The sequence below is a fragment of the Bacteroidota bacterium genome (assembly GCA_019637975.1).
In the GTDB taxonomy this organism is placed as follows: Bacteria; Bacteroidota; Ignavibacteria; order UBA10030; family UBA6906; genus CAADGV01.
This window is the reverse complement of sequence record JAHBUR010000006.1, coordinates 75843-100932: the sequence shown is the minus strand read 5'-3', so window position 1 is coordinate 100932 and position 25090 is coordinate 75843. Positions and strand designations below refer to the sequence as shown.

The window sequence follows — 25090 nt, the reverse complement described above, 5'->3', positions numbered from 1 at the left end:
TTTCACAATGTAACTGTGTACGGTATAGTGACCATCACGAAATGCGACGGCTCCCAGTCCGCACTTGATCGCAGAAGCGGCAATGCGCCCTTAAGTTCTACACGCAGTGTATTATTGACAATCTCCAACCAGGCGGTGGCAAGCCCCCACTCTTTGTAGTATTGCAGACTTGCACCGAACCTGTTGGAGAATTGTTGATTCATGAATTCAACTTTGAGGTACGGGCTCCAGAAGAATCTGGTATGATCCGTCGTCACAATGCGTTCCTTCTCAGTTCCGGTTGGCGGCATCAGCGCATCCTGTGAAATCGAATGCATGCCCGCTCCGAATTTCACGCGCATCAGGTTCGCCTTGTTGTTGATGTTCAGCGTGTAGGAATACCACAACATTGCCGACGTCCGGATGGAGTAGATGCGGCTGGGATCGGAGAAAGTTCCATCCGTATCACGACGCCTGCCTCCGAATGTGAATGAACCTCCGGCGAATGCGAAATCGAACTCACCTGCCACTCCGTATGTTCCGTCAAGACGCCGCGGCTTCAATGACGAGCCAAGAAATGACGTCGTACCAGTCCCGCCCGCAAAGGGAAGTTGCATTCCCAGCTTGATGCGCTTGTACAATGCCATTACTGCAAGGTTGCCGCTCGTCCACATCGGGTAGCCGAGTTCGTCGTTGCCGAGCTTTGCTTCCACTCCCCAATCATTCCCGAACCGGATGTTTGCGTTATCAACGAAGCGTACGTTCAATACCACCGGCTCCGTACGCCCGTCATACGCGAGATTGTACCGGTTGAAGTTGCCGAGAATGCTGTCGCTTTCCGTGACGAGCATCGGCGGAAGGATATTCTCGATCTTGAAATTCCGGTCAACAAGCTCGCGATCCTGCCCGAACTGACCGCTGGCAATCAGTTTCTGTTTGAGACGAAGCGGCTTGTTCTCAGGATTCAGGAGAACCTCCCGCAACCGTTTCCCTTGAAGCTCATTCTCGCCGAAATAGATGGCCACGAGATCGTTATGTGGATGAGGTGTTGCGATTACCTGAATATCCGATTTCTCGAGAATGATGTTCGAATCCTGCGTTACTCTGAACACGGCGTTGCGCAACACATCCTGGAACTCGAAATCGTTGACGCGCCACGAACGCAAACCCGAGAAGTTGAATGACGATCGTTCGATACCATCGAGCAACGTATACAACTGCTCGACACGCTCGCGTACAATCTGCAGCGAATCCTGCAGCCGCGTCGTAATCGCCCTTTCCGTCAGCAGTGTCGCGGGCGCAATCGTAATCCGTGATGTGTCACGCCCGATATCCATGCGTGATGTCGCGGCATACTGCCCGTACGCGGTAATCACGAAAATCCCGTACAGAAGAATGATGAAGAGCACGAGTTCAAGGCCGTGAACCAGGTCTTGTTTCCATTCTGTGTTTTTCATGACAATCCTCGACCTTTCTAGTAAAGAATGGGGAATGTTCTGTCCAACGGAACCGACACGCCGCCAATACCGTGAATTGATGTTCGAACGACGAGTGCTTGTGGACGGGTAGCGGTAACATTCTTGATGGTAAACGTAAATGACTTGCCATGACGGGCGCTCAACACGGCGGTCAGACCCGACGGCTGAACGAGCACGCAGTTCACGTTCACATCTTTCCCGCCGACATCTTCCGCCGTAAAGCTGACAACATAGTCGTCTCCTTCCAGTCTCGAACTTGTCCACTTGATCTGCGGAGGCGGCGGGGATTTGACGGGAATTTCGGTTCGAAGCATTTCATGCCCGTGAAACGACGTCGCGACAAACGTCAGGCTCGACCATGTCCGTTCCGGCATCACCACAATCGGGAATTGCCTCGACGATGAAACCGGGATACTTCCGTTCGCGAAGACGTTGATGGTATACTCGTTCACATCCAATTCGCCGACCCTGCTCTGAAATGTATAGGGGATATTCCAGTAGGCCGTTCTCGCGGGCACCGGATTCCACGCCGGCGGCTCGACATTCACCGAGAATGCAAGCGATGCGGCATCGAGTGCAGCGGTGAGATTTCTGCCGGCGTTTCCATTCAACGCAATCTTCGCGGTTCCCGGCATCGGCTTGTCCCAGATGAGCTGGATGCTGTTCTCGCCAACTGCCCCCCGACGGAATCCGGCAGGCAACCCGGCAAGACTCACGTTGCGCGGATCGGTATTCACGAACACCGTCTTGATGTAGGGAATTCCCGACACCCACTGTTCTGCTTTCTTGTCAACAGCCATCGAGAATTTCGTTCCCGGAATTTCACTCTTCTCATGCGAAACAACAATCAGCACTGTTACCGTGTCGGAGCCGGTACGCACACGCTGTCCGCCGGCGCCTTTCGGAAGTTGGCGCATCACGTTTGCCCAAACGCTGTAACGGTACTCGCCGGGCTTGACAAACGCCCCGGTGAATCTTGCATTCCCCGTTTCACTCTCGATCACGGGCAACGAAGCAAACCCGTTCTCGCCGTAATCGGAATGCGGGGCGATATGATATTGGATGGAGGATCTCTCTGCGGGCGACTTGATGTTGGACACCAGGACTTCGACCGATTCGGAACGGCCGGCGACAAACTGCGACATTGACGGGGCCGAAAGTTTGAGCGGCTGCTCGTAGTCTTTGACAAGACTGTCAAGCGCATAGTCCCGCTCGGTGATGATGGAGAGAAGATTGACGATTCCAATCAAATACAACACAAAATAGAATGAGGCTTTCGGCATTGGGACACCTCTCTCACGAAAGCGTTGAACTGTTTTCCGCTTGGGGCCGGCGGCGAACGAGATGTGCGCTCTTCAGGAAATCAACATTCGCCTCAATGCGTTCAAGAATACTCTCATCAGCGGCATGGTGTTCGTCGAGCCGGCGGGCAAGCAAGTCCAGAATACCCCGCTGTGATTCGGCAATCGTATTATACTTGTTCCCGATCTGCTCGATAACACGACGTTCGGCGTCCACAAGTGTTTCAATCTTTTTGCCCAACGCTTCTATCATCTCCCGCTCTGCTTCGAGAAGTCTCGTAATATCCGGAGACGCAGTGACAGCATGCACCGCATGGTTCCCTTCAACTGCAGTTTCAGGAGTAAGCCTCGGCCCTTTGTAGAAGACGTACGCGAGGGCCATCAGCATCACAAACTCGGCAACCAATCCGAAGATGACGATGTTGACGGAAATCCTTCCGGTGCTTTCCTCAAGCACCCACCCGGGAACAAACTGAAGCTGACTCAGATCGCCAAGTCCCCGAAGGCCGACGATCACAACAAGGAAGCCCGCTCCCGCATACACCAGCGCCTGAATCACATTGAAATACCTCTGCATTACGCTCTCCTCGGATAAGTTGGGGGTAGATGTGTTTGTCATGCGGGGCACTATGTCAATTCACATGCCACGGGAATGCACAGAGGAACTGCGGAAAAAGACTCGAAAACAGGGAAGGGGATGTAAAGATTACAAAACGTGATGACCAATATTAGTCATCTGAACAATTCGTCCGGTCGGTGGCCAGAAGAAGAAACGGGTGAGCATGCCTCCCAAGAAAAGAGGGCAGAAAGGGAATCGGATTCAGTATCTCCAACTCTTTAGATCGGCCCCTCGGGGCGCGGTCTTGAGAATCCGCTCGACACTGCGGGGAATGAACATTTGATGGTAGCGGAGGCGTGAGAAGGCATTCGGGCGGGTGTGGTCGCCGTTCCAGCAATGTTCGGCGCGGGGTTCGTAATCCACTTCTCCGCCATAAAACGGATTGTTGGTTGATTTGAGGAATTCCTCGATCAGATACACGGCGTTGTTGAGGAAGTAGTTGTCCGCTTCGCCGCAGTAGATGTGAATCTTTCCCTCCAACTTCTTGCCGAGCCCTTTGTCCCAATCGCGCCGGAGAATATAACAGAGATCGTAATTCTCCCGCCAGTATTGCGCGACAGCGTGGTCAATTTTCCCCGTCATCTTATCCCAAATCGGTTTCGGGTAACCGTTGGAACCGACCGGCCCGAACACCGCCTGCCAGATATCCCACTGCTCGCCTGAGCGGCTGTTGGTTCCGAGCACAAGCTCAAGGTGGTTGGCCTCCTCAAGCGTGGCAAGAGTCTCGCCCAGGTAATTCCGTGTTGCCGGGCGGGGAGTTGTTTTCCAATCACTGTCATAGTAGTACGCATTCTCATGGTCGTACACGTTGACAATGCCGTAGGCTCTGAAATCCACCGGGTCGGGACACGCGGCAAAGCAACCGTTGAATTCATCGGGATAGAGGATCTGAACTGCAAGCGCCTCCCAGCCACCCGTTGAGCCGCCATACATGAACCGCGACCAGCCCTCGCCGAGGCAACGGAACTGCTTCTCGACAAACGGAATCAACTCGTACATAATGGCGTCGCCGTAAGGGCCGAGGTTCGCCGAATTCACTGCATACGAATCGTCGTAGTAGGGATTGGGATGTTGGATTTCGATGGCAACGACGCGGGGAAAACCGGGAGACGTCCATTCTTTATAGAATTCATACTCCGCCATCGCTTCAATCTTGTTGTAATCCGGAAGCCTGAACCGCTTGCTGTACTCGCCCTTCATTGACGCGGTATCAGGAAGCGTTTCACTAAACCCGCCGAATGTGTAAGGAAAATGTCCGTGATACACCATCAGCGGATAGCGTGCTTCGGGATTCGTGTCGAATCCCTCGGGCAGTAACACGTTTGCGCCGAGGTACATCGGCCGCCCCCAGAAATGTGAGAGCTTCTCGCTTTTGATCTTCACATGCCTGACGTACTTCGTATCTTTCGGCGGCTCGATCGGCGGAATTTCCTTGTCAAGAACTACCGTGATCGTTTCTCTCTTTTTGGGATCAATCCACATTTTCTTCGGCGCGCTGATGAGGTTTCCCGGGGCAAGATTCCAATGCTGTCCTTCTCCCCTATCCATTGGCAGTTTCACAGTATGCCCGTCGGCCCGGCGGAATGTTTCGTATTTGTGCAGAAGTCCCTGTACCCAATACCATCCGGCGGGAATGTCGGAGATACTCTTCTTCGGAAAACCAAATGTATTCGCATCCATCACGACCTGGCTGCCGGGCTTCAACCCGTCAACATCAACGCCGAAGGCGAGTTGTGTCTCCGCCCCTTCGCCGATTTGAAAGCGGGGTTCCTTTGTGCTGTCGGAGGAAATGAGAAGCAACATCCGGCCGTCGAGAGCCTGCCTGCTGTGTTCCAACGGGAATGAGAGTGAGAATCGAAGCGGTGCATTTTGAGGCAAGAGGGTATCGGGCAGAAATACGAACAAGAGACAAAAAGCAAGTCTGCATAGCTTGGGGAGTTTCACGATTGATCTCCAAAATGGAATACAAAGCAGGATACTCATTCAAGAAATGGAAATTGCCGCAAAGACACAAAAAAGAAAGGACTCACAAAGGAAAAACTATCTTCGTGAATCCTTTTCTTCTTGGAGCCTTTGTGGCGAATAGACTCAGGTTAGCTCTAAAACTACTTCAGCAACATCATACGCCTCGTTTCACTGAATGTTCCTGCCTGCAACCGGTAGAAATACATCCCGCTCGAAAGCCGCCCGGCATCGAATGTCGATTCGTAGCTGCCGGCATTGAGCGGTGCGTCAACCAGCGTTGTCACTTCTCTCCCCAACATGTCAAACACTTTGAGTGTTGCATGTTCGGGCGTCAGAAGGTCGAAGCGGATTTTTGTTGCCGGGTTAAACGGATTCGGATAGTTCTGCTCAAGCGCCATCGCAACGGGAATTTCACCCGGACGACGTTCCGGAACAGAGGACGAACCAACCGACGTGACGGTGAAGTGATCAATCCACACATTGTCCGAATGCGTGCCGCTCGGGCCGCCATCAACGATGAAATAATTCACGGCGAAGAAAATATGCGAGCCGGCGAACTGCGAGAGAGGGAACTTGAACTCATGCCACGACCGGATGGGGCCGGGCACTCTGAAATAGGCGATCATGTTGGTGAAGCTCGTTCGGTTACTGTCCGTTGTGGAAATCCAGACACGCAGCGAGTCGTTGAATTGCCCGCCGATTGCTCCGGCCCAGAAGCTGAGCGTATCGCCGACCGCAATGTTGTTGATTCTCGGGCCAATCAGCCATTCATCAATGCGGCCGCTGGCATTGGCTCCGTTGAAGCTGCCGAACCAGAAACTTGTGCCGATTTGCGGGCGGATGGTATCACCGCTCTGGAAGACAAGCAGTTGGCGAAACGCGAGCGGAGTGCCGCCGCCGTCGTTGTCGACCACGCGCCATCCGGCAGGAATTGTTGTGGTGGTGAAGCGTTCTTCAAACTTGATGTTCGAGCTTCCGCCGCCACCTGTCGTCCATCCCATATCGCGGAACATTCCCAACGTAATCCCGCCCGGAGAATGGATGGCTTCCGCCGTTCCGATTTCGGGAGTCATGAGTGAATGCTGGTTCCCCGCCGGATACGTCGCTTCATCCAAATGCGAGTAGCTCGAGCCTTGAATCCAGGAACCCGGAGCGTACAGCCGGGGACGAACACCGCCGTTCGCGGCAACGGCTTGCGGTCCGTTGAAGAAGAGGTTGTTGCTTTGAAGTTGTGTTGCAAGCGCCACGGACGGATTCGGGAAGAGAGATGTATTCAACAGCGCTTGTGCCGAACCATTCTCCGCGTAGCGATCATAAATATACGGGAACGCCGTGCCTCCGCCCCAACTTCCCTGCCCGGATGAAACCGTCATCGATCCGAAGAACGACAAGCCGTGGCCGAGTTCGTGCAACACAATCGTCACAAAATCAAACTGGCCGGAGGGTGTATTGCCGTCGGTGCCGAAGTACCAGTTGGGGATTGCGCTGCTGAAGTTGGCATTAATGTCGGAATCGGTTGTCTGGTTGAGATCTGCTCCCGCGAGTTTCTCGGCAACAGCAACAGCGTACCATGTTCCCGCTTGCGGCGCGTTCGGAAAATCGCGGTACAACGTGGAGGCGCCCGCCGATCCGAGAACGTTCGGAGGCAACGCAGTCCAGTTCGCCGTCACCCTGATCGGGACAGTCGAAGTGAGCAACGACGCCCAGATATTCACGGCATGTTGAAACGCCGCCTGCGCCTGCGGCGTGAATCCGTTGTAGGTGACGATGAATGTTGCGGTGGCAGGACGGTTGAGCGTAGACGGAGGGGGAACAAACGTATTCATATCGCGCAAAACGCCCCGAATAACCGCCTGATGCTGCGGCGCAACGGATGCTTGCTCGCCAACAGCAATTGGTGAACGAACCGGCAGCAATTCTTGCCCCACCGATATGGCGGCAAGAACAACAGTCAGTAAAGCAACTCGCAATAGTTTCATACAGCCCCCTCCTTGGTTTGTGATTAGATGAGTTTTGGATGTGAAAGGTAAAGATTCTCAACGTGGAACACAAGGGAGTGTAAAAAGATGCACGTGACAGCCGGGGGGAATGGTAACCCTGGCTCGCGAGGTTGGACACGGCAGCCTGCCCGCCTTCTATGAGCCACCATAGCAGCGGGGAGCCGTGTCCCTACAAACAAGAATCCAGTAGGGACACGCCTCAGGCGTGTCCTCACGGTGTCCGAGTCGTTACGGGAGGCGGCATCAACCGAGCTCCGTGACAACGATACAGCGGCTTTTCTGTCACGGTATGCAGATGATGCAGGTTGACGTGACCGCCGAGGGAACGAAAGAAGGAACAACGCCACGGGAGGTGGATAAACCGAGATTCCCGTGACGGCCTACGAGGTTGGACACGGCGGAGCCGTGTCCCTACAAACAAGAATGTAGTAGGGACACGCCTCAGGCGTGTCCTCACGGTGCAGCGCGCAGATGATGCGGGTTGCCGAGCAGGCCAAAACATGCCTGCCGCCGCATGTGACCTGTGTCTCGATTTTCCCTCCCCGCGCTTGCGGGTTTCAATGCCATTTGCTACACTGATTGCGGACGGACAGGGCAAACACCATCTCCCCCCTCACAGTTGCATGTACAGGGCATGCACGCCGTACACTTTAGGAGATGAACATGGATGTATTGCCCCCGCGGAGTCCTATGCGGGGTGTTCTTTAGACACTGATTGTTGAACTTGCCTTTGCACAGTGCAAGGCACCGAACGATTGAGCAATGCCAGTGACACTCCATCAAGGGGAGTTTCCAGTCTCTTTACATTTCCGTCCTTTATCCCGGACGACCTGTGACTCAAAGGCAAGTCACTCAAATGCGAATGAACGCACGTTTCGCTTTTCGTATCACGATGGAATAAAACACGAAAGGTTTAGTAGGTCACGTACCTATGTGCAATTTGCAGCCCAATGGAAATACGTCTACGGAGAACAATAAATGGCAAAGCTCAACCTAAAGTTAAAACAAGCTCAGCCGAACACTGACAAGTATCTGTCTTTCTGTGATGCTGCTGAAACCATACTGCTGAAGGAACGCAAACCCCTTAGCCACCGAGACCTTGCTAAGAAGGCTTTGCAGGAAAAGCTGATTCAGACTGAGTCGAAAACCCCTGAAATCTCGATGCACGTTTCCCTTCGAAGTGAGATCAGGCGGCGTGAACAGAGAAACGAGCCTCAACGTTTCGTATTTCTTGGTAATGGCCTTTTCACATTGGTTGAGTTGCTGACTGGCGCACCTGCAAAGAAGACACAGAGTGCCATCGAACAGGTTCGTCAATCCCGTAAGGAAGCGTGCGATGAACTCTACAAAAGACTGACCTCAAAGAATCAAGGGGACAACTTCGAGACAATGGTGGCCGACCTTCTGATCGCCCTTAGCTATCAAAATGTAGAGGTAATAGGAGGAAAGGATGATCAAGGGGTTGACATCCTTTGTGAAAAGAGAGATGGGGTCACTAAGATGCGGGTTGCCATCCAATGCAAGTGCAAGAAACTCGAGAACCGAATCGGACCTAAAGACGTAAGTACGCTAAGAGACAACTTATCAACTTATCAATGTCAGCAGGGAATCCTCATTACCACTAGTGAACTGAACGAGGATGCAAAGACAAAGGCGAAGGAGGCTGGTAAGGACCCAATACATTTCATTGAACATGATGAGATTCTTGACCTCTTTGCCGAGCACAATATTGGAATGAGAAGTGAGCCCGTCAAATACTACCAAGTTGACGCTTCCCAATATGAGTTTCTCAAATGACGAGTGGGCTGCAAACTGCGCACAACAGAACCGATATTGAAAGCAGGTAGATACTCGCGCCCGGACGTTGAGACGTTGGAACTCGCTCCTTGCGAACTCGCTCTCGGCTTGAAGCACACAATTCAAACTCTCCGAGACCCACCTACCGGAGTTGTTGCCCGGCGGTCAACAAACCGTCTTCTACAACCGGCACGTGTCTCCTACTCGTTCACGGCATTGAGGTACGCTTCGGCGCGGCCGGCGGCGGATTCCGACTTCAGGTACGCGTTCGGATCGTGTGCGAGGGCGCCTTCCGGCAGCCAATGCCACATCGGGCCCAAGTCCCGCCGCACCTGTTCAACATAGTAATCCGGTATCACATCCGTTTCCTTTTCGAAGAAGTGACGGAACTGCCGGTCATGGTCTAACAGTCTGCGGATCCTGCCGTATTTTCGAATACGCCCATATCCCTCGGACGAGATTGCCCGCACGACATTCAGCCACCGCGGGATGAACGCGTTCGTTGCAGTAAAACGGCGCCCGATGGACCTGTTGGAGAATGCATAGCGGGTCAAATCGATAACATGGTCGTAGAACACCGGCCACGGGTAGTGGATCGGCTTCAGGTTCATCGCGCTGTTGTTGTTCAGGAAATGGAACGGGAAAGGAATAACGCGGTTGGCGCGCTGGTACTCGAAGTTCAGCGGCGCCGCTTCCCCGAATGCCGACAGCAGCGAAAAGCCGGGAAAGGCCCCGGGCGTCAGATCGACGAATCGCTTCGTCAGCTCGAACGGCTCCGGTCCCGCGTCCGTGTCGAGCCCCAACACGAAATTGGTCTGCACATACGGCACGTGGCGCAGGATCATATTCACGTGGTCGGACACCCGCCGCACTTTTTCCATGCCGTGGGCAAGCCCGGTTCTCGATTTCTCTCCGAGATCGTACCATGACTCGATGCCGGGCAGCAGCGCTTTGAATCCGTTGCGCTGAAGCCGCTTCATGTGCGGCTCGGAGAGAAGCGAGAGACTGCTCTCCGCCGCAAAGTCAATACTCCCGGGAGGAATCGCATCCTCGATGACATCCATGAAATCATCGAACCGTACGCCGAAATTCGGATCGTGCCACCCGACGAGCGGCCGCTTGAATTTTGTGCGGAGGAAGCGGAGATCCTCCCGCATGGTCTCGAAACTCAACGGCTGATACGGAACAGTCGAATCAATGCAAAAACTGCACGTGTAGGGACAGCCGATACTGGCGAGCATCGGCACCATTTTGAACATCGGCGCTTTGCGAAGATTGGCTTCAATGAACGGCCAGCGTTCCCGCACGCCCGGAATCTGCGCAGGCTGCGCCGGAGCCGACAGGCGGATGCCTAATGGCCGGTGCTGGGTGCAGTCGCCCAACACGTCGCGAATGATATTCTTGTCGGTGAACCCGAGGACAAAGTCGAAGTACTTCTGCGCATCCTCCGGGTAGCAACGGGCATGCGGCCCGCCAAGCACCGTGACGACTCCGCGGGAACGGAATTGGCTGCTTATTGCGTATGCAAGTTGCGCAGCTTCTGTGAACGCACCGATAAACAGGAGATCGACATCGGCAGGGAGTTCTTCCTCCAGATTCTCGAATCCGGTGTAGCAGGCAAAGGTCACGTCATGACCTTCTTCCCGGCACCACAACGCAACCGCCTGGGGCATGATGCTGGAAAGGTTCGCGTTCATCACCCTGGCCCAGAGAGCCTTTGTCGGTCCCTGACTGACAAGATCTATTACGCCGATACGCAACGTACGCATATTCGTTCCTTCCTGAATGAATGTTCCGTGGACTCTGGTGACCTGTTCCCCCCCGAGCGTAACGCATTGTCATGCTGCTGTTGCCGGACCCTCGCGCAGAAGATGTTGACCTTCAATAGGCTGGATCGGATGTTCTTGACCGCCGGGAATGCCCGTCGGTCGCGGATACTGTGATGTGACGCTGAATGAGCCGCAGCAACGTATGCAATTGCCGTCTCCCGTGCAACTAAATCTTCGGATGCCAACAAATCAGATGCCTCAGCCGCCGCAATGAACTTTTTCCACTTTCGTCTCCGAAGTAGCGTATATTGACTCAATCAGGAACATTCACCCCGCAGCACAAGGAGAGCTATGAGGAAAACCACGACCACGAAAGCCACGTACAGGGGAGTAGAAATCGTTGTGTTGTCGGATCGGGTGGGAAACATCACCAAGTATGCATGCACGAACAGTTGCAGCGCCAAGAAGGGGGAAGGCGAGTGGTTCCGGTCGCAGGGTGAAGCGATCGCAAACGAACGGTACGAAATAGACAGATTGTTGGGATAGCATCCGGTCGGACCGCTTTGCGGGATCGCGGGAAATAGAGAACGTCCGTCCATCGGCGGCGACGCTCAATAACACGAAGGGCGAACCATCGGCTCGCCCTTGCAAGTATGCCTTTTGAACTTTGGAATTGTTTACGCCGCTGACGCCAGGGTGAAGTCCACAACTTCAAATTGTTTCTTTTCGTTGCGGGCGATCCGGGCATACTGCTCAAGTCGGGAGGCATCAGTATCCGCAATCCATTCTTCACAGCACTGTGAGCAAACTGTCGCGGGAACGTTTCTCACCACCAACACGCCGTCGGAATAATCCACTGTAAATGTGATGGTTCCCTTCCGCTTTGTTCCGCTGCACAGCGGGCATAGGTCGTGATTCATATCCTTTTCCTCGTCTCTTCGAACTCGTTACGTCAACAGCAACATGTTGCAACCAACGTCTTACGAGTCGTATGGAAGCTTCTCATGCCTGCTGGGGCATCTGATAGATGACAGGACGATATTTTGGAAGAGGAATCTCTTTCCCCTCTGATCGGGCTGCTTCAAGCCACGCCTCCTTTGCAATGAGTGCCTCGCGCAGCGCCTCCTCCGGCGTTTCGCCGAATGCCGAGCAATGAACAAGGTCGGGAATATCCGCAATCCATCCCTGATCCTCTTCGCTGTGGAATATGTTGATATGATAGTCGTTCATGGTTCACTCCCCATTCTACTTCTGCAACACAAGCTTCCTCGTCTGCACAAAGCTCTGTGCTGAGCCTGTCGAAGCCCTGCCGGCCTCGCTTACAGCGGACATGCGGCAGAAGTACACGCCGCTCGCAAACCCTGTTGCATCCCATCGCACCGAGTAGCTCCCCGGGTTCATCTGCCCGTTCACAAGCGTCGTGACTTCGCGGCCGAGAAGGTCATAGACCTTCAATGTAACCACGCTGGAATTTGGGATTTGGAATTTGATAGTTGTTGACGGGTTGAACGGATTGGGATAATTCTGCTCCAGCGCATACGCCGTCGGAACTCCATCCTCTTCGTTCACCGATGCAGGTTGTCCGGTAAGGAATGCACGGACAATCAAGTCGGCGTTGGTGATCGCAACCCAGCCCGAAGACGCAGTATAGTACTGCGACCTGCCGTCAATCGGCGGGGTGATGTCGCCGCCGATACCCGGGGCGCCGGGACTCGACGGCAAGAAACTCAGCACCACGTGAAAATCACCGCTGATCACCGTCGGCGGGTCGTTGGCCGGAAGAGTGACCAGGAAGCTGTCGACGCCGGAACTTTGGTACGATTGCGCCGTGTACGGCCCGGCTTTGACCGGGCCGGGCAATCCCGAGCTGTCTTCATGAATCGAAACGAGTATGGGACTAAACCCGTTATTGGTGAACGCCTTCACCCGATACACCCGCGCCGGATAGGCTTGCGGCGTAAACCGGATACCAAACTTGTTGTCGTTGTAGGTGAAATCCACAACATAAAACGCCTCGGGAATTCCGTCATCGTAACGCATCTCGGTAAGCTGCGGGTTGGTCACGGCGAAATCGCCGACGGGAGCCGTGAACGGGCCGTAGTATGTTTGCGTCGAGATGGTGATCGAGCCTCGAATCGTGTACTCGTACCAGCCTTGCGCAATCACGTTCGAGTCGATGAACGCCTGCGCGCCGGTCGGCAACTCAACCAGCAATGTGCCGTTTCGGTAGATCTGCATTGTGACCGGAACCGTCAGCGGTTCGTTGTTGAGACCGTGCGTCGGGTCAGTCCACGATACGCGCAAGAAGTTACCGAGTTTGGCAACTGCCGGGTTTGTGGGCGCTTTGGGAGCTGCGAGCAAACGAATCGGAATCTGTATTTCTCCGAATCCGCTCGGCGTGAAGACGCTTGCCATCGTTTGCGGCCACCAGCCGTGGAACACGGCGTTGCCGGCGTCACGGCTGATCATAAACAAACCCGCTCCGACTTTGCGGTCGGGACCGTACACCTGCAAGTGGTTCTTGTTGAAGAAACCGAGCGGAATGCTCACTTCTCCCGTCACCCTGCCGGAAGCAGACGAAAAAGCCGTTTGCGCATCCGTGACCGTGTCAACAACCGCATTTACTCCTCCGCCCGTGTAGATTTCCCTGAACCGGACTGTTGAACCTGTACTGAAGTAATAGGCCCAATAATTCCCTTCTCGAAGCAGGGAATCCGTTCCGCGAGGCTCGAAGTTCTTGTTATTATTGTCATCGAAATAAAGCCCGAAGCCTTCATTTGCCTGCACGCCGTCGGTGTTCAGGAAATCTTCTCCCGCAATATACAGCCGTTGTGCAACGCTGTCGTACTTGAAGTACATGAAGACGCTTCCGCGAGGGAGTGCAATACCGCCGCCCAAGCCAAACACATCGGACACATCAACTTTCAACGCATCCGTCCATTCTCCCGGCGAAAGAACGCCGTCAATCGTTGGTGCCGTCGTTCTATGCGGAGTTGTGATGCTGAATTGGAGGAACGAACTGTCAACAGTTCCGTACGCTTCGTTGGAATAGACGCTTTCTCCAAGTCCGTACATCGCCGTAACACGATAGTAGTAGTCTTTCAACGGGATCGCCGTCGAGTCGGTGTATGACGACTGCGAGCCTGCGATTGTTTTACGAAGATAGTACGGCCCGCCCGAACGATAGCCGCGGTAAATGCGAACACTGTCCGGAACCAGAGCAGGAGATAGCGGAGCAAGAGGCTGCTGCATGAACCGTGTCGCTCCTGTCGGGCGAAGCGGAATAGAATTCGTTATGGTGTACTCGTCGGCTGAAAGCAGCTTTTCTTCAACACTCATCCTTAGCGCAGGATTCGTCCACGAAAGCTGGATGCGGGAATCGAGACTATGCGACGCGACGAGATTCGTCGGTGCGGCGCCTGTTTGCGAGAGAGACGCGTTCACATTGTGCGTCGTGTCTGTGCCCGTAACGGTAATGCCCGCGAGAGCCGTGGCAACGTATCCCCGCTTTGACACTCTGACGGTATATGTTCCGGCAGGCACATTCTTCACAACGTACTTTCCCGTTGCATCCGTTGTATCGGAACGAATCGTCCCCAGCACCTCCACCTTCGCTCCACTTTGCGACCCGCCTCCGGCAAGCGTGATCGTACCTGCAATAGCGCCGCCGCCAAGGTCGACACCGATATTATAAACGTTGCCGCCGTTGCCGAACGTTCGGGCGTGAACGGCTTTACCTCCCGCAGCAACGCTTTTGCCATCCGCTGAAATGGCAATGGAGAACATCGAGCCGGGCGTATTCACCGTAAAAGCGGGGATGTTCGAGTTTCGTTCGAAGATGTAGATATCGGGAAGTGCATTGCCGAGATCGCCCCATGTGGCAACGGCCGCAATCGAACCGTCATCCGAAAGGGCAATCTGTCCCACTTCATCTCCCACATTCGGCACAACCCAGTTCGGCGTGCCGTCGCCGAACGTATCAAACATGTAAATCGAGCCGTCGTAGCCCGCGCTGAGGAAAATCAGCGAGCCGGCGGCAATCGTCAAACCGTCGGCGGAGATGTCGACGGCGCTTGCCCAGTTCGTAAATGCGCCGGGAGGAATTTTGTACTGCCAGAGTTGGTTGTAACGATTCTGCCCGGCGCTCCACGTGAGCGTGCGGACAAAGCCCGAAAGCTCCGCAATGGCAATTACCGAGGCGTCGGCACTCATCGCAACGCGGGATTCGGTGTTGCTGATTTCGAGTTCGGCTTTTACCGCTCCGGTGGCGGCATTCAACACCCACGCACGGAATTTGCCGTTGACAATAACCGTCGACTTATCCACGCTGATGTTGATGCCATAGATTCCCGTACTCTGTGCATCGCTGAAATCGAACGTCCAGAGCGGAGTTGTAGAAGTGGGATTGAACGCGTACACACGATGCATTCCCCCCGAAAGCGGCGACGATGTTGCACACGTCATGAAGCTGCCGTCACGCGAAACAGCAATCGGTCCGCCGATGCGTCCATCCGGAATCTCGAAATTGAACGTGACCGTTCCCGTGTTCTTGTTGAAGAGATAGATATTATGATAGCTCGCATTGGCAACAATATCCGCTGTCGCCGACAATGCAATAAAATTCCGGTACACCTGCGGATCGGAAAAATACTCCCACAGCGGCGCATTGGAGGCATCGTCAAAGAATGAGACACGGGGAGAATTCAGGTTCCACCCGACAAACGGACTTCCGCCGTTCGTGTTGATGGTAACATCCTGTGCAATGGCGGTGGCATCACTTGCATTCCATTTAACGTACGAATTCAAACGCATAGTGCCCGGCACCGGTGTGCTGCGGATGCGCTCAAGTTCGCTTACCGCCGCAGGAAGCGGATTCCTTTCCGCAACAGTTTCGGATCGTTGGAGGATGTGTCCGTTCGACGTTGATGTGACAACGCTCGTACCGACATGAGAGGAACCGGGTTCACCGGCAAATGCCGGGATCGAGAGGCACAACAGAACAGAAAACAACACCGAAGGCTTCATAGGGGACTCCTTCCTATTTGGGGATTGGTTGGATTTGTTCATGATTTCAGGAGAGTAACGCGATCAAACAAATCAGTCAAAATATACCAAGAGGAAATAGAGCAAACAAGGGTGGACGGGATCGTACATCACCGCCACATTGAACCTTCTCCTCTAAAAGATGGATGCGGGCGAGAGAGACAGGAACGAGAAAACGGTGTAAACCAAAGCCCGGTGCTCTGATGAACCTGCTCAGATTGGCATAGCTTCTGCGCGGATTCTTGTCGAGCCATACCATGAGTCAACGCGAAATTGCGGTAGTGTCTCAGTTCAAACCGAGACACTACCGAAATTGCAGAATGCTTGCTTTTTTCATTCACTATTTCTAAGTTCCCGTTGTGTAGTCACTCCGAATCGAGTTGTGAGCAGAAGGTTGTCATAACGGATTCAGCGGTAAATCAACCAGTGACACGAACTTCTCCCATTCGTTCAAACCAGACTTCTGTTTCTATCACGCTTGATGATTCGGAAGTTCATCACGCACAGAAGACCTTTCGTTCCTGTGTGTTCAATCCTCTTAATGTTTCCGGCTCTGATTCTTGATCATGCAGCATGTGTAATTTTCTTTACCTGTTCCACCACAATCAAAACATCACCAAACAATCAACCAATCACAAACCAGAGAGGATCTATCATGAAACACCTCTGTACTCTCTTTGCGTGTGTTGCCTTTATTTGTTCAACCGGTTTTGGCCAAGACAATAGCAACGCCCGCGATGAAGCCAACATGCCTGCCGGGGGAACGACCCCGTTGGTACAACCGACCGGCGATGGCAGCCAGTCGCATATCCTGTCTCCTCTTGCATTACTCTATGACAACGGCCCCCTTGTCACGCACCCGGGTGGTGGCTTGGGCGGTGCTGATGCCAGTTCGTTGCAGAATACCGTGCTGAATACCTACGGGTACAACGTGAACGCAGGCGCGAGTTTCCGTGTTGCCGATGATTTTACCGTCAGCGGTGGTGCATGGATTGTCGACTCAATCGCGTTTTTCGGATATCAGACGGGCAGTACCACGACCTCGACAATGACGGCTGTGCGATTACAGATTTGGGACGGACCGCCCGGAGAGGCTGGAAGCAACATTATCTTCGGGGACATCACCACCAACCGCATGATTGCCACACGGTTTTCCGGAATTTACCGGGTGATAGCTACCAACCTTTTGGCATCCGATCGCCCCATCATGCGCAATATTGTTGATGTCGGCGGCCTTCTGCTGCTGCCCGGTACGTACTGGCTGGATTGGACAATGACGGGTTCACTGGCGAGCGGTCCGTGGCAACCGGCTGTGACAATTCTGGGACAGTTTGAGACAGGCAATGCGCGACAGTTCACAGGTACAATATGGCAGGCGATGCGCGATAGCGTGGCACCGGCAACGGGAAATCCGCAAGGGGCTCCGTTTACCATGTACGGAACGGCCAGTTCCAATCCGTTGAATCCCTTTGCGCTGCAAACCCCTGCAGCCGGAGTGACGATAACGACGCTTCCCGGTTCGACGACTCCCGTCACTGTTACGTGGGATACCTCCACGGCAACGGCGACGTACAAATGGATTTTCGGCGCGCCGATCGTTCCGCCGCGCATTGTGACGTTACCCTCTTCCACCAACTCCATCAACACGACGTTGGGCGAAGTTGATGCCATACTCGCAGGCTTGGGTGTACAACAAGGAGATTCTGTTACGGGCCAGTGGGATGTCTGGGCGTTCAGAAACAATCCTCCTGCCAACGATTCACTGAAATCGAGTAATGGCCCGAGAGCAATTACCTTCAAACGCGGTCGGCCTGTACTCTCGGCGTTCGGTCTTGTCTCTCCTGCCAACGACGCGACCGTTGTAACAAGCGCCGCCTCAACTGCACCCATTACTGTAGTGTGGAGGAAATCGGGTGACGGTGCATCATACAGGTGGAAGTTTGCAACACCTACCTTTGCGGGAACCATCCGGCTGAATATTCCAGCGGGCTTGGATACATCCGCCACATTCCGCAGTTCCCAGCTTGATTCGCTTATTGCCGGATTGGGCGTTGCGCAAGGAGATTCGATAACAGGTCAGTGGCGCGTATACGCATACTCAGGAACAGATTCCCTTGCCTCAAGCCAGACTTTCGACATAACCTTCAAGCGGGCTGTTCCGCCCACAATTCTCATTGCCAATCCCGGACCGGCAAATAACGGCGGGTCGCCAGGTTGGGGAATGTTCTTCAATCTTATTGGCGGTGCACAAACCGTCACCATCACTAACATGACAACTGCCAATGCCGGAACCGCCGGAGCTGCTTTCAGTATTGAGTTCTTTACCCGAACGGGCAACGCGCTGGGCGGACCGGTTGGATCAGGACCGGGCAGTTCGACAGACGGTTGGACTTCAGTTGGCACGGTGCCGGTTACACAAGGTCCAGTCGCTAGCGGTGTGTCGCTGTTGTTCTCCACCCCGCCGATTGTCGTCACACCCGGGGATACCGTCGGTGTTGCAATGCGATTCAACACGATCGGTCCGCGCTACTTCGGCACGGGAACACCGCCTTACGAAACTTACTTCGATGCCAATTTGAGACTCGTGACAGGTGACGTACGGTCGGCGCCGTTCACGACGACCGGCAGCTTCTTCACATCACGCGCACTCGTGGGCGAGATTCACTACGCTTTCGGCAGCACGGATGTGAGGGAAACCGGACAAGGAGTCCCCGTAACTTACGTGCTATCGCAGAACTATCCGAATCCATTCAATCCCAGTACAACAATCAAGTTTGCCATTCCGTTGAAAGAGCATGTCACGTTGAAGATCTATAATACCATCGGGCAGCTCGTTGCGACATTGCAAGACGGGGAGCTGAATGCGGGATCGTTCGAAGCCACATGGAATGCTTCCAACATGGCAAGCGGCGTGTATTTCTATCGCTTGCAGGCGGGCAACTTCTCGCAAGCCAAGAAGCTGGTCCTTCTGAAATAAAGATAGACGGCAGAGCTGAAAACACAACGCCTTGTTCCGGAAGGGGCAAGGCGTTGTTGTTTGGGTGAGATAGTCCTTGAAAAAACGAGTCCGGTCTGAAGTTAGAATTCCCCGGTCTTGTTTATCCGCCCCATCTTCTGTCCGAGGAACCTCTCGCCAATTTCAGAGAACTTTGCCGGAAGATCACTCACGAAGAACTGGAGATGCGGTTTGAGTTTTGAAGAATTACGCAGATTTTTTTCGTCGAGAATCCGTTCCACCTCCACTGCTGTTGCTTCGCCGGAATCGATCAACGTCACGCTCCCGTCAACGGCTGCTTTGATAGCATCTTTGAGAATCGGATAATGCGTGCAGCCGAGAATAAGCGTGTCGATCTTTTCGAGTTTGAGGGGAAAGAGATACTCCTTCGCAACAAGCCCGGTCACAGCATGATGCGTCCAACCTTCCTCCGCCAACGGCACAAAGAGCGGACATGCCTGTGAAAACACCTCCATCTCCTTATCCAACAACCTGATTGCGTGAACATACGCTTTACTGTTCACGGTTGCAATGGTTCCGATGACACCGATTCTCTTCTTCTTGCTCGCCGCAACTGCGGCGTCAGCCCCGGGAAGGATAACTCCAACGACCGGTACTTTTGCATGCTTCATCACAACATCCAGTGCCACGCCGGACACGGTGTTGCAAGCAATCACGATCATCTTCACGTCTCTTGACGTGAGAAAACCAACATCTTGTGCAGCATATTCGCGTATAACTTGGGGGGATTTCGGCCCGTACGGCACGCGGGCCGTATCCCCGAAGTAGACGATATTTTCATGCGGCAGCCGATGCGTCAGCGCCCGGACGACCGTCAATCCGCCGATACCGCTGTCAAAAACGCCGATAGGCTTAGAGTTCATGTGATGATCCGGATAATTCCTGTTCAGCAAGCTGCCTGATCATCGAGAGAATATCCTCACGAACCGCTTCGCGGTGAGCGGGTTCGGTAATGTGATTGCCGTTCCGGTCAAGCACGTAGAATGCATCCACGATACCGTCCACACGGGTCGCAATCTTTGCAAAGTAGATATCGAGTCCGTGTTTCGAGATGGCCTCCGTAACCCGGTAGAGGAAGCCGAGTGAATCGGGCGCATACACATCGATGATCGTAAACCGCGGATGGTCTTCAAACTGCACATCGGTTCTGATATTCGGGTTCGCGGGCGCCTTCTGCCTGCGCTTCCACTTTCTCCGGTGCGCGGCAAAGAGATGTTCAATGTCAAGCCGTCCCTCCAACACATCGGTGAGATCTCTCGTGATCTTGACACAGACCGCCTCACGCAATTCTCCATGCGTTGCGGCATCACTGACACGGAAGCGGTCGATCACAATGCCGTCTTCACGGGTGAAGATAGTTGCGTCAAAGATGTTCGCGTCATTTGCCGCCAGCACGGCGCAGAATTTTGAAAGCAGAAACGGGGCGTCCCGGGCAATAACCGTAATCTCGCTGTGCCCCTCCTGCCGGACAAAAATCGCAGACACCGTTTCATCGGTTGCGCTCTTGCGAATATGCTGTTCAATCTCCTCATCCGAAAACAATGCAACATAGGCATCGCTGCCGATACCGTTGATGTGGTCGTGAACCCTGTCTCGCGGAAGCGCTTCACTGAGCCGGTCAACCAGCGCTTCAACAGCAGCTTCGTGTCGGGATTGCTTGAACTCATCGATCTCGGTACCTTTCAAATTTCTTCTCAATACCTCGGAGGTCAGCTGGTACAACTCTTGGAGGAGTGATGATTTCCATTCCGTCCAGACATTCGTGTTCACAGCAGAAAGATCCGCGTACGTCAGCACGTACAGATAGTCCAACTGTTCGGGGCGTTGGAACTTTGCAGCAAATTCCCTGATCGTTGCCGGATCGTGAATGTTCCGGCGGAATGCAATCTGTTCCATGACCAGATGATTGCGGATGAGAAACGCGACATCATCAAATACATCGGACATGCCGAGACGATCGAGCACGGTACGGGCAACGGCAACACCGGTGACCTCATGATCGGCAACACCGCGCGGCTTGGCAATATCGTGAAGCAGGATGGCAAGATAGAGAACATCCTTCCGCCGTAACATACGGAATACTTCGCGCAGAATGCTTTGCCGCTCACGCAACCGTTCTGCATTCGCCAGGGCAATTACCGTATGCTCGTCTGCCGTAAAATAGTGATACATGTTATGCTGGAAGAATGCCACGAGTTCCCCCCACTCGGGAATATACGCTGCAAGAACATCAAGCTCGTTCATATCATGCAGTGTCGCGGCAACCCGGCGGGTATTGAGAATTCTCCGGAATTGCGCCGCAACCCCGGCAGAGCATAGCTGCTCATTTGAAAAAAGATCGAGACTGCTTGCAATTGCCCGCCGCAGATCCACATGCAAGTCCACCTCCAGTTCAGCCGAAAGAGCAAATGCTTCAAGGATCTGTTTCGCTCCGGCAAGACGTCCGGTTCCCGGCTCGACAGCGAGAAGATCGTCAACGCGGAAAAATCCTTCACCCACTTGCTCGGCCGTCGAAGAACTGTGCCGCACAGGCTCAATCATCTCCCTGAACCGATGGGAGAGATTCTGATGAAACCTGTGGATTGTTCGGGCATGAAGATAGTATTCCCGCATGAACACCTCGACCGATCGCAACTCCGCCTTGCCGCCGAATCCAAGAGCCTCCGCCACCTCACGTTGCAACGCATACTCGAGCCCGTCGCTTGCCGACTGCCTGCGGAAGTGCATTTCGTGCCGGGCACGAAAAAGAAACTGAAGAGCCCGCACTACAATATCGCGTTCCTGACTCTCCAGTACACCATTACGAGCAAGCATGTCAACGAACGTCAACGAGGCGGGAGAATGGGTCTCAACAGGGAACCAATACTGGGAATCGTTTGCGCGATGCAGCCAGAATACGGATTGAAAATCACGCAATCCGCCCGCGCTTTTTTTGATGTTGGGTTCAAGGAGTTTTACTGAATTTCCAAATCGTCTGTGCCGTGCTCGAACCTCTTCAAACACGCCTTCGATGAACCAGGTATCGTTTCCGCGTTCAACGTGCCTTTTCAGTGTATCGAAAAATGTCGCTGCCAATTCAGCGTTGCCGCACACAAATCGGCTCTCCAGCATCGATGCCCATGAATCAACCAACTCACCGTTCAGCGCCATTGCTTCGTTCACAGTCCGCACACTGTGGCCGACATTGATTCCGGCATCCCACAACTGCAATAGAAATGACTTTGCAATATGTTCGGCTTCATCTCGGCTTTCGCCGTCTTCGGCAAGCACCATCACATCAATGTCGGACTTGGGGCACAGTTCGGCACGGCCATATCCGCCAAGAGCGAGAACAGCAATCCGTTTCTGCCGGGAGGAAAGGTGATTGTAGGCAAGAATGAGAGCCTCATCCATCATAGCGGTGAGCGATGCGCAAGTGGCAAAGCCGCCGGCGCCGGCTTGATGGCCCGCGGCAATGGTAGCAGTTCGCCCAGCGATGAACGTCTTGACAGTAAGGGATGGTAAAGGCATGAATGAATATAGTGAGTGAGAGGGGATTTTCAAAAAACGGCACAAACAGGCTGTGACCGGGATCTCTACTCCATAACCTCATTCTCCTTAACCGTGTGCCTCATGCCCTCGATCATGGTCTGCAGTTGTAGGAGGGATTTCCCGAATTGACCGGCAGTAAGCGCCTTCCCGAACCAAGGATGCCGCTGAAGCAAATAATACTCACGATATCCGGACTCGATTGCCTTTAGCAACCACGCATGTGATTCGGCACTGTTCCCCCGAATTGCACCGATTGCAGCCAGGCGAAACCGTGGCTCATACGACTCGTCACCCGATTCGATGAGGCGGCGCAGATATTCTTCGGCAATATCCAGCAGGCGCTTCGCCTCATGCTGCTTACCTTCTTTCATGAGAAGAAATGCCAATCCGATTTGGGCTTCTGAACTTGAACTCTTGCTGGCTGAACGTTCGTAGTATTGTCTCGCTATCGCAAACTTGCCCGCCCAACTTGCCACGAAGCCGGCATTATCCAGCACTCTTGGATCATCGGAGTTGGCCGCAACCGACACGCTCATTTGGCTGACAGCCCTTTCGGTCTCTCCACGCAGAAGGTACACCAACGCCAGATTAAAATTTGCATCACCAAGGTCCGGCTGAAGCGCCAGTGCTCTCGTCAACCATTCCTCGGCTTCACGATCCAATCCGAGCCGGCGATACACGTCACCGATATTGGTTGCCTGAACGGGATTGGTTGGAGCAAGCGCAAGGCCGCGCTTCAACCATGGCAGCGCTTCATCGAGCTTGCCTTGAAAGATATGTATAACTCCTATGTTTCCGATTGCGCCATAATTATTGGGATCCAAACCAACGGCACGCAGATTGCCTGCAAGACTTTGGTTGTAGAATCCTTTGTAGAAGTACGCATTTGCCAGAGCCTTATGCGCTTCGGCAGATGATTCATCCAGTTCGATTGCTCGCCGGCTTGCAGCGACAGCGGAATCCAACCATGAAATTTCCGAGCCAAACCGCCCGAATTTCTGCGCATAGGCGTCGCCCAATCCAGCCCAGGCAAGCGCGTACGCTGGGTCAAGGTCGATCGCCTTCCGAAACAGCCCGATTGCTGTTTCGTTGTCCTGCATCCTGTAACGGTAGTAATAATCGCGGCCTTTGAGGTAGTAGTTGTACGCCTCGGGCACGGAGGTCGGCTTCTTGCCGAGTTGGCGCTTTTCATCCGCCGAGAGCGTTGCGTGCAACGCTGCCGCAATCTTCCGCGCTACATCGCTTTGAAGGTCGAACACATCTTCCATCTCACGATCGTATGTTTCCGCCCATACATGTTGATCGTTCCTCGCATCAACAAGTTGCCCGACAATCCGTATCCGATTGCCGGAGCGCCTCACACTGCCTTCCAACACAACACCTGCATTCAGTTCTTTTCCGATCTCACGCACATTCTTCGGCGTGTTCTTGTACTGCATGATGGATGTTCGGGAAATGACTTTGAGGTCGGCAATCTTAGAAAGTTGAGTGAGAATATCCTCGGTGATTCCGTCGCTGAAGTACTCGTCTTCCTTGTTGTCGCTAAAGTTCATAAACGGTAACACGGCGATGGTCTTTCTGATATCGGGCGTCGGCTCCGCAGGTTTCGTAAACAGATACACTGCAGCAATGAGAGCGGTAATGAGAATAGCAACACCCCCCAACAACAACGAACTCTTTCCGCTGACCACATGAACCTCATCCCGGGCCCGCAGGCTTTTCAAGTCCTGCACAATTTCCTCAGCTGACTGATACCGATCCGACATGTTCTTTTCCAGACATTTCATGATGATCTTTTCCAGACCATCCGGAATATCATCACGGAATCCGCGCATCGGGATCGGATCTTCATTTACGATAGAATATGCCAAGGCAGGCTCATGGTCGCCACGAAACGGCAAGTGCAGAGTCGCCAGCTCATACAGAACAATGCCAAGGGAGAATATGTCCGAACGCAAGTCAACCTCTTCCCCACGCAGTTGTTCAGGCGACATATACGCGGTGGTTCCGAGCCTGTCACCGGTTTTTGTCACTGATGCTGCCCCCCGATACTTGGCAAGTCCAAAGTCCGTGATCTTCACCGAGCCGTCTTCAGCCATCATCACATTGTCGGACTTAACATCACGGTGAACAATCTTGCGACTGTGCGCATGCGACAGCCCCCCCGCAAGTTGCATCGCATACCTCACTACGTCGTCAATGGGGACTGTCGCGTGCCGGGAGGCGGCCTCATTGATCATGGTTCTGAGCGTACCGGCAGACAGATACTCAAGTACGATGAATAGCTTGCCGCCGGCTTCATCGAAATCATAAATGGTTGCAATATGAGGGTGGTTCAGTGCGGAGAGAGCCTTGGCTTCCTGACGAAACCGCGCGACTTCCCGGGGTGACATCGCTGTTGAGCCTGAGAGAAACTTCAATGCAACGATGCGATCCAGCCTTTCATCACGCGCTTTGTACACGACTCCCATCCCGCCTTCTCCGAGTTGCTCAAGAATCGTATAATGTGAAATCGTATGCCCAACCATCTGGATTGCTCCGAACACTGATACAGCGAACGGCTGATGAAACGGCTGCTTGAAACGTAATGGA

The 25090-nt window shown here is 53.7% G+C and carries 15 protein-coding genes; 3 read left to right on the top strand and 12 right to left on the bottom strand.

Going from position 1 to position 25090, the window contains the following annotated elements; genetic code table 11:
* Positions 1-2: 2 nt before the first annotated feature.
* From KF749_04650 to KF749_04630, 5 genes are all read right to left on the bottom strand, one after another.
* Positions 3-1436, bottom strand: coding sequence for a hypothetical protein (locus KF749_04650; GenBank protein ID MBX2990444.1), 1434 nt, complete (start codon positions 1434-1436; stop codon positions 3-5).
* A 17-nt stretch (positions 1437-1453) separates the two neighbouring features.
* Entirely contained in the window at positions 1454-2740 is a 1287-nt protein-coding gene (locus tag KF749_04645) for a hypothetical protein (protein MBX2990443.1), read from the bottom strand.
* 13 nt (positions 2741-2753) lie between these two features.
* A complete protein-coding gene (locus tag KF749_04640; GenBank protein MBX2990442.1) occupies positions 2754-3335 on the bottom strand; it encodes a hypothetical protein in 582 nt (193 codons plus the stop codon).
* Positions 3336-3578: 243 nt separating this feature from the next.
* A complete protein-coding gene (locus tag KF749_04635; GenBank protein ID MBX2990441.1) occupies positions 3579-5360 on the bottom strand; it encodes a hypothetical protein in 1782 nt (593 codons plus the stop codon).
* Positions 5361-5482: 122 nt separating this feature from the next.
* Entirely contained in the window at positions 5483-7321 is a 1839-nt protein-coding gene (locus tag KF749_04630) for a choice-of-anchor J domain-containing protein (protein ID MBX2990440.1), read from the bottom strand.
* A 999-nt stretch (positions 7322-8320) separates the two neighbouring features.
* Here KF749_04630 and KF749_04625 point away from each other — a divergent pair.
* Positions 8321-9139 carry a restriction endonuclease gene (locus KF749_04625; GenBank protein MBX2990439.1) on the top strand — a complete coding sequence of 273 codons (819 nt, stop codon included), beginning with the start codon at positions 8321-8323 and terminating at the stop codon, positions 9137-9139.
* 200 nt (positions 9140-9339) lie between these two features.
* Here KF749_04625 and KF749_04620 read toward each other — a convergent pair whose 3' ends face one another.
* Positions 9340-10908, bottom strand: a complete 1569-nt coding sequence (locus KF749_04620; GenBank protein MBX2990438.1) for a radical SAM protein — start codon at positions 10906-10908, stop codon at positions 9340-9342.
* 351 nt (positions 10909-11259) lie between these two features.
* Between KF749_04620 and KF749_04615 the strand changes: the two genes are divergently transcribed.
* Positions 11260-11454, top strand: coding sequence for a hypothetical protein (locus KF749_04615; GenBank protein ID MBX2990437.1), 195 nt, complete (start codon positions 11260-11262; stop codon positions 11452-11454).
* A 131-nt stretch (positions 11455-11585) separates the two neighbouring features.
* Here KF749_04615 and KF749_04610 read toward each other — a convergent pair whose 3' ends face one another.
* From KF749_04610 to KF749_04600, 3 genes are all read right to left on the bottom strand, one after another.
* Complete coding sequence (locus tag KF749_04610; protein ID MBX2990436.1) at positions 11586-11828, bottom strand: type II toxin-antitoxin system MqsA family antitoxin; 243 nt, start codon at positions 11826-11828, stop codon at positions 11586-11588.
* A gap of 82 nt (positions 11829-11910) precedes the next feature.
* A complete protein-coding gene (locus KF749_04605) occupies positions 11911-12138 on the bottom strand; it encodes a type II toxin-antitoxin system HicB family antitoxin (protein MBX2990435.1) in 228 nt (75 codons plus the stop codon).
* A gap of 15 nt (positions 12139-12153) precedes the next feature.
* Positions 12154-15933, bottom strand: a complete 3780-nt coding sequence (locus tag KF749_04600) for a carboxypeptidase regulatory-like domain-containing protein (protein MBX2990434.1) — start codon at positions 15931-15933, stop codon at positions 12154-12156.
* Positions 15934-16606: 673 nt separating this feature from the next.
* Between KF749_04600 and KF749_04595 the strand changes: the two genes are divergently transcribed.
* Positions 16607-18928: a T9SS type A sorting domain-containing protein gene (locus KF749_04595; protein ID MBX2990433.1), complete on the top strand. Its 2322-nt coding sequence runs from the start codon at positions 16607-16609 to the stop codon at positions 18926-18928.
* A gap of 101 nt (positions 18929-19029) precedes the next feature.
* Here the strand turns inward: KF749_04595 and KF749_04590 are convergent, their stop codons facing one another.
* The 3 genes from KF749_04590 to KF749_04580 form a co-directional block, all read right to left on the bottom strand.
* Positions 19030-19830 carry a glutamate racemase gene (locus tag KF749_04590; protein ID MBX2990432.1) on the bottom strand — a complete coding sequence of 267 codons (801 nt, stop codon included), beginning with the start codon at positions 19828-19830 and terminating at the stop codon, positions 19030-19032.
* A complete protein-coding gene (glnD, locus tag KF749_04585; protein ID MBX2990431.1) occupies positions 19820-22477 on the bottom strand; it encodes a [protein-PII] uridylyltransferase in 2658 nt (885 codons plus the stop codon). Before glnD ends, KF749_04590 begins: the two co-directional genes overlap by 11 nt.
* Positions 22478-22542: 65 nt before the next feature.
* Positions 22543-25026 (bottom strand): protein kinase, encoded by a 2484-nt coding sequence (locus KF749_04580; protein MBX2990430.1) that lies wholly within the window; start codon positions 25024-25026, stop codon positions 22543-22545.
* Positions 25027-25090: the final 64 nt, after the last annotated feature.

Excerpts from the sequence above, each read along its gene's own strand:
- KF749_04650 (MBX2990444.1), bottom strand. The coding sequence starts at position 1,436 with ATGAAAAACACAGAATGGAAACAAGACCTGGTTCACGGCCTTGAACTC.
- KF749_04625 (MBX2990439.1), top strand. The coding sequence starts at position 8,321 with ATGGCAAAGCTCAACCTAAAGTTAAAACAAGCTCAGCCGAACACTGAC.
- KF749_04580 (MBX2990430.1), bottom strand. The coding sequence starts at position 25,026 with ATGGTTGGGCATACGATTTCACATTATACGATTCTTGAGCAACTCGGA.
- KF749_04640 (MBX2990442.1), bottom strand. The coding sequence starts at position 3,335 with ATGCAGAGGTATTTCAATGTGATTCAGGCGCTGGTGTATGCGGGAGCG.
- KF749_04600 (MBX2990434.1), bottom strand. The coding sequence starts at position 15,933 with ATGAAGCCTTCGGTGTTGTTTTCTGTTCTGTTGTGCCTCTCGATCCCG.
- KF749_04615 (MBX2990437.1), top strand. The coding sequence starts at position 11,260 with ATGAGGAAAACCACGACCACGAAAGCCACGTACAGGGGAGTAGAAATC.
- KF749_04645 (MBX2990443.1), bottom strand. The coding sequence starts at position 2,740 with ATGCCGAAAGCCTCATTCTATTTTGTGTTGTATTTGATTGGAATCGTC.
- KF749_04630 (MBX2990440.1), bottom strand. The coding sequence starts at position 7,321 with ATGAAACTATTGCGAGTTGCTTTACTGACTGTTGTTCTTGCCGCCATA.
- KF749_04605 (MBX2990435.1), bottom strand. The coding sequence starts at position 12,138 with ATGAACGACTATCATATCAACATATTCCACAGCGAAGAGGATCAGGGA.
- KF749_04620 (MBX2990438.1), bottom strand. The coding sequence starts at position 10,908 with ATGCGTACGTTGCGTATCGGCGTAATAGATCTTGTCAGTCAGGGACCG.
- KF749_04590 (MBX2990432.1), bottom strand. The coding sequence starts at position 19,830 with ATGAACTCTAAGCCTATCGGCGTTTTTGACAGCGGTATCGGCGGATTG.
- KF749_04635 (MBX2990441.1), bottom strand. The coding sequence starts at position 5,360 with ATGAGTATCCTGCTTTGTATTCCATTTTGGAGATCAATCGTGAAACTC.
- KF749_04610 (MBX2990436.1), bottom strand. The coding sequence starts at position 11,828 with ATGAATCACGACCTATGCCCGCTGTGCAGCGGAACAAAGCGGAAGGGA.
- KF749_04595 (MBX2990433.1), top strand. The coding sequence starts at position 16,607 with ATGAAACACCTCTGTACTCTCTTTGCGTGTGTTGCCTTTATTTGTTCA.
- glnD (MBX2990431.1), bottom strand. The coding sequence starts at position 22,477 with ATGCCTTTACCATCCCTTACTGTCAAGACGTTCATCGCTGGGCGAACT.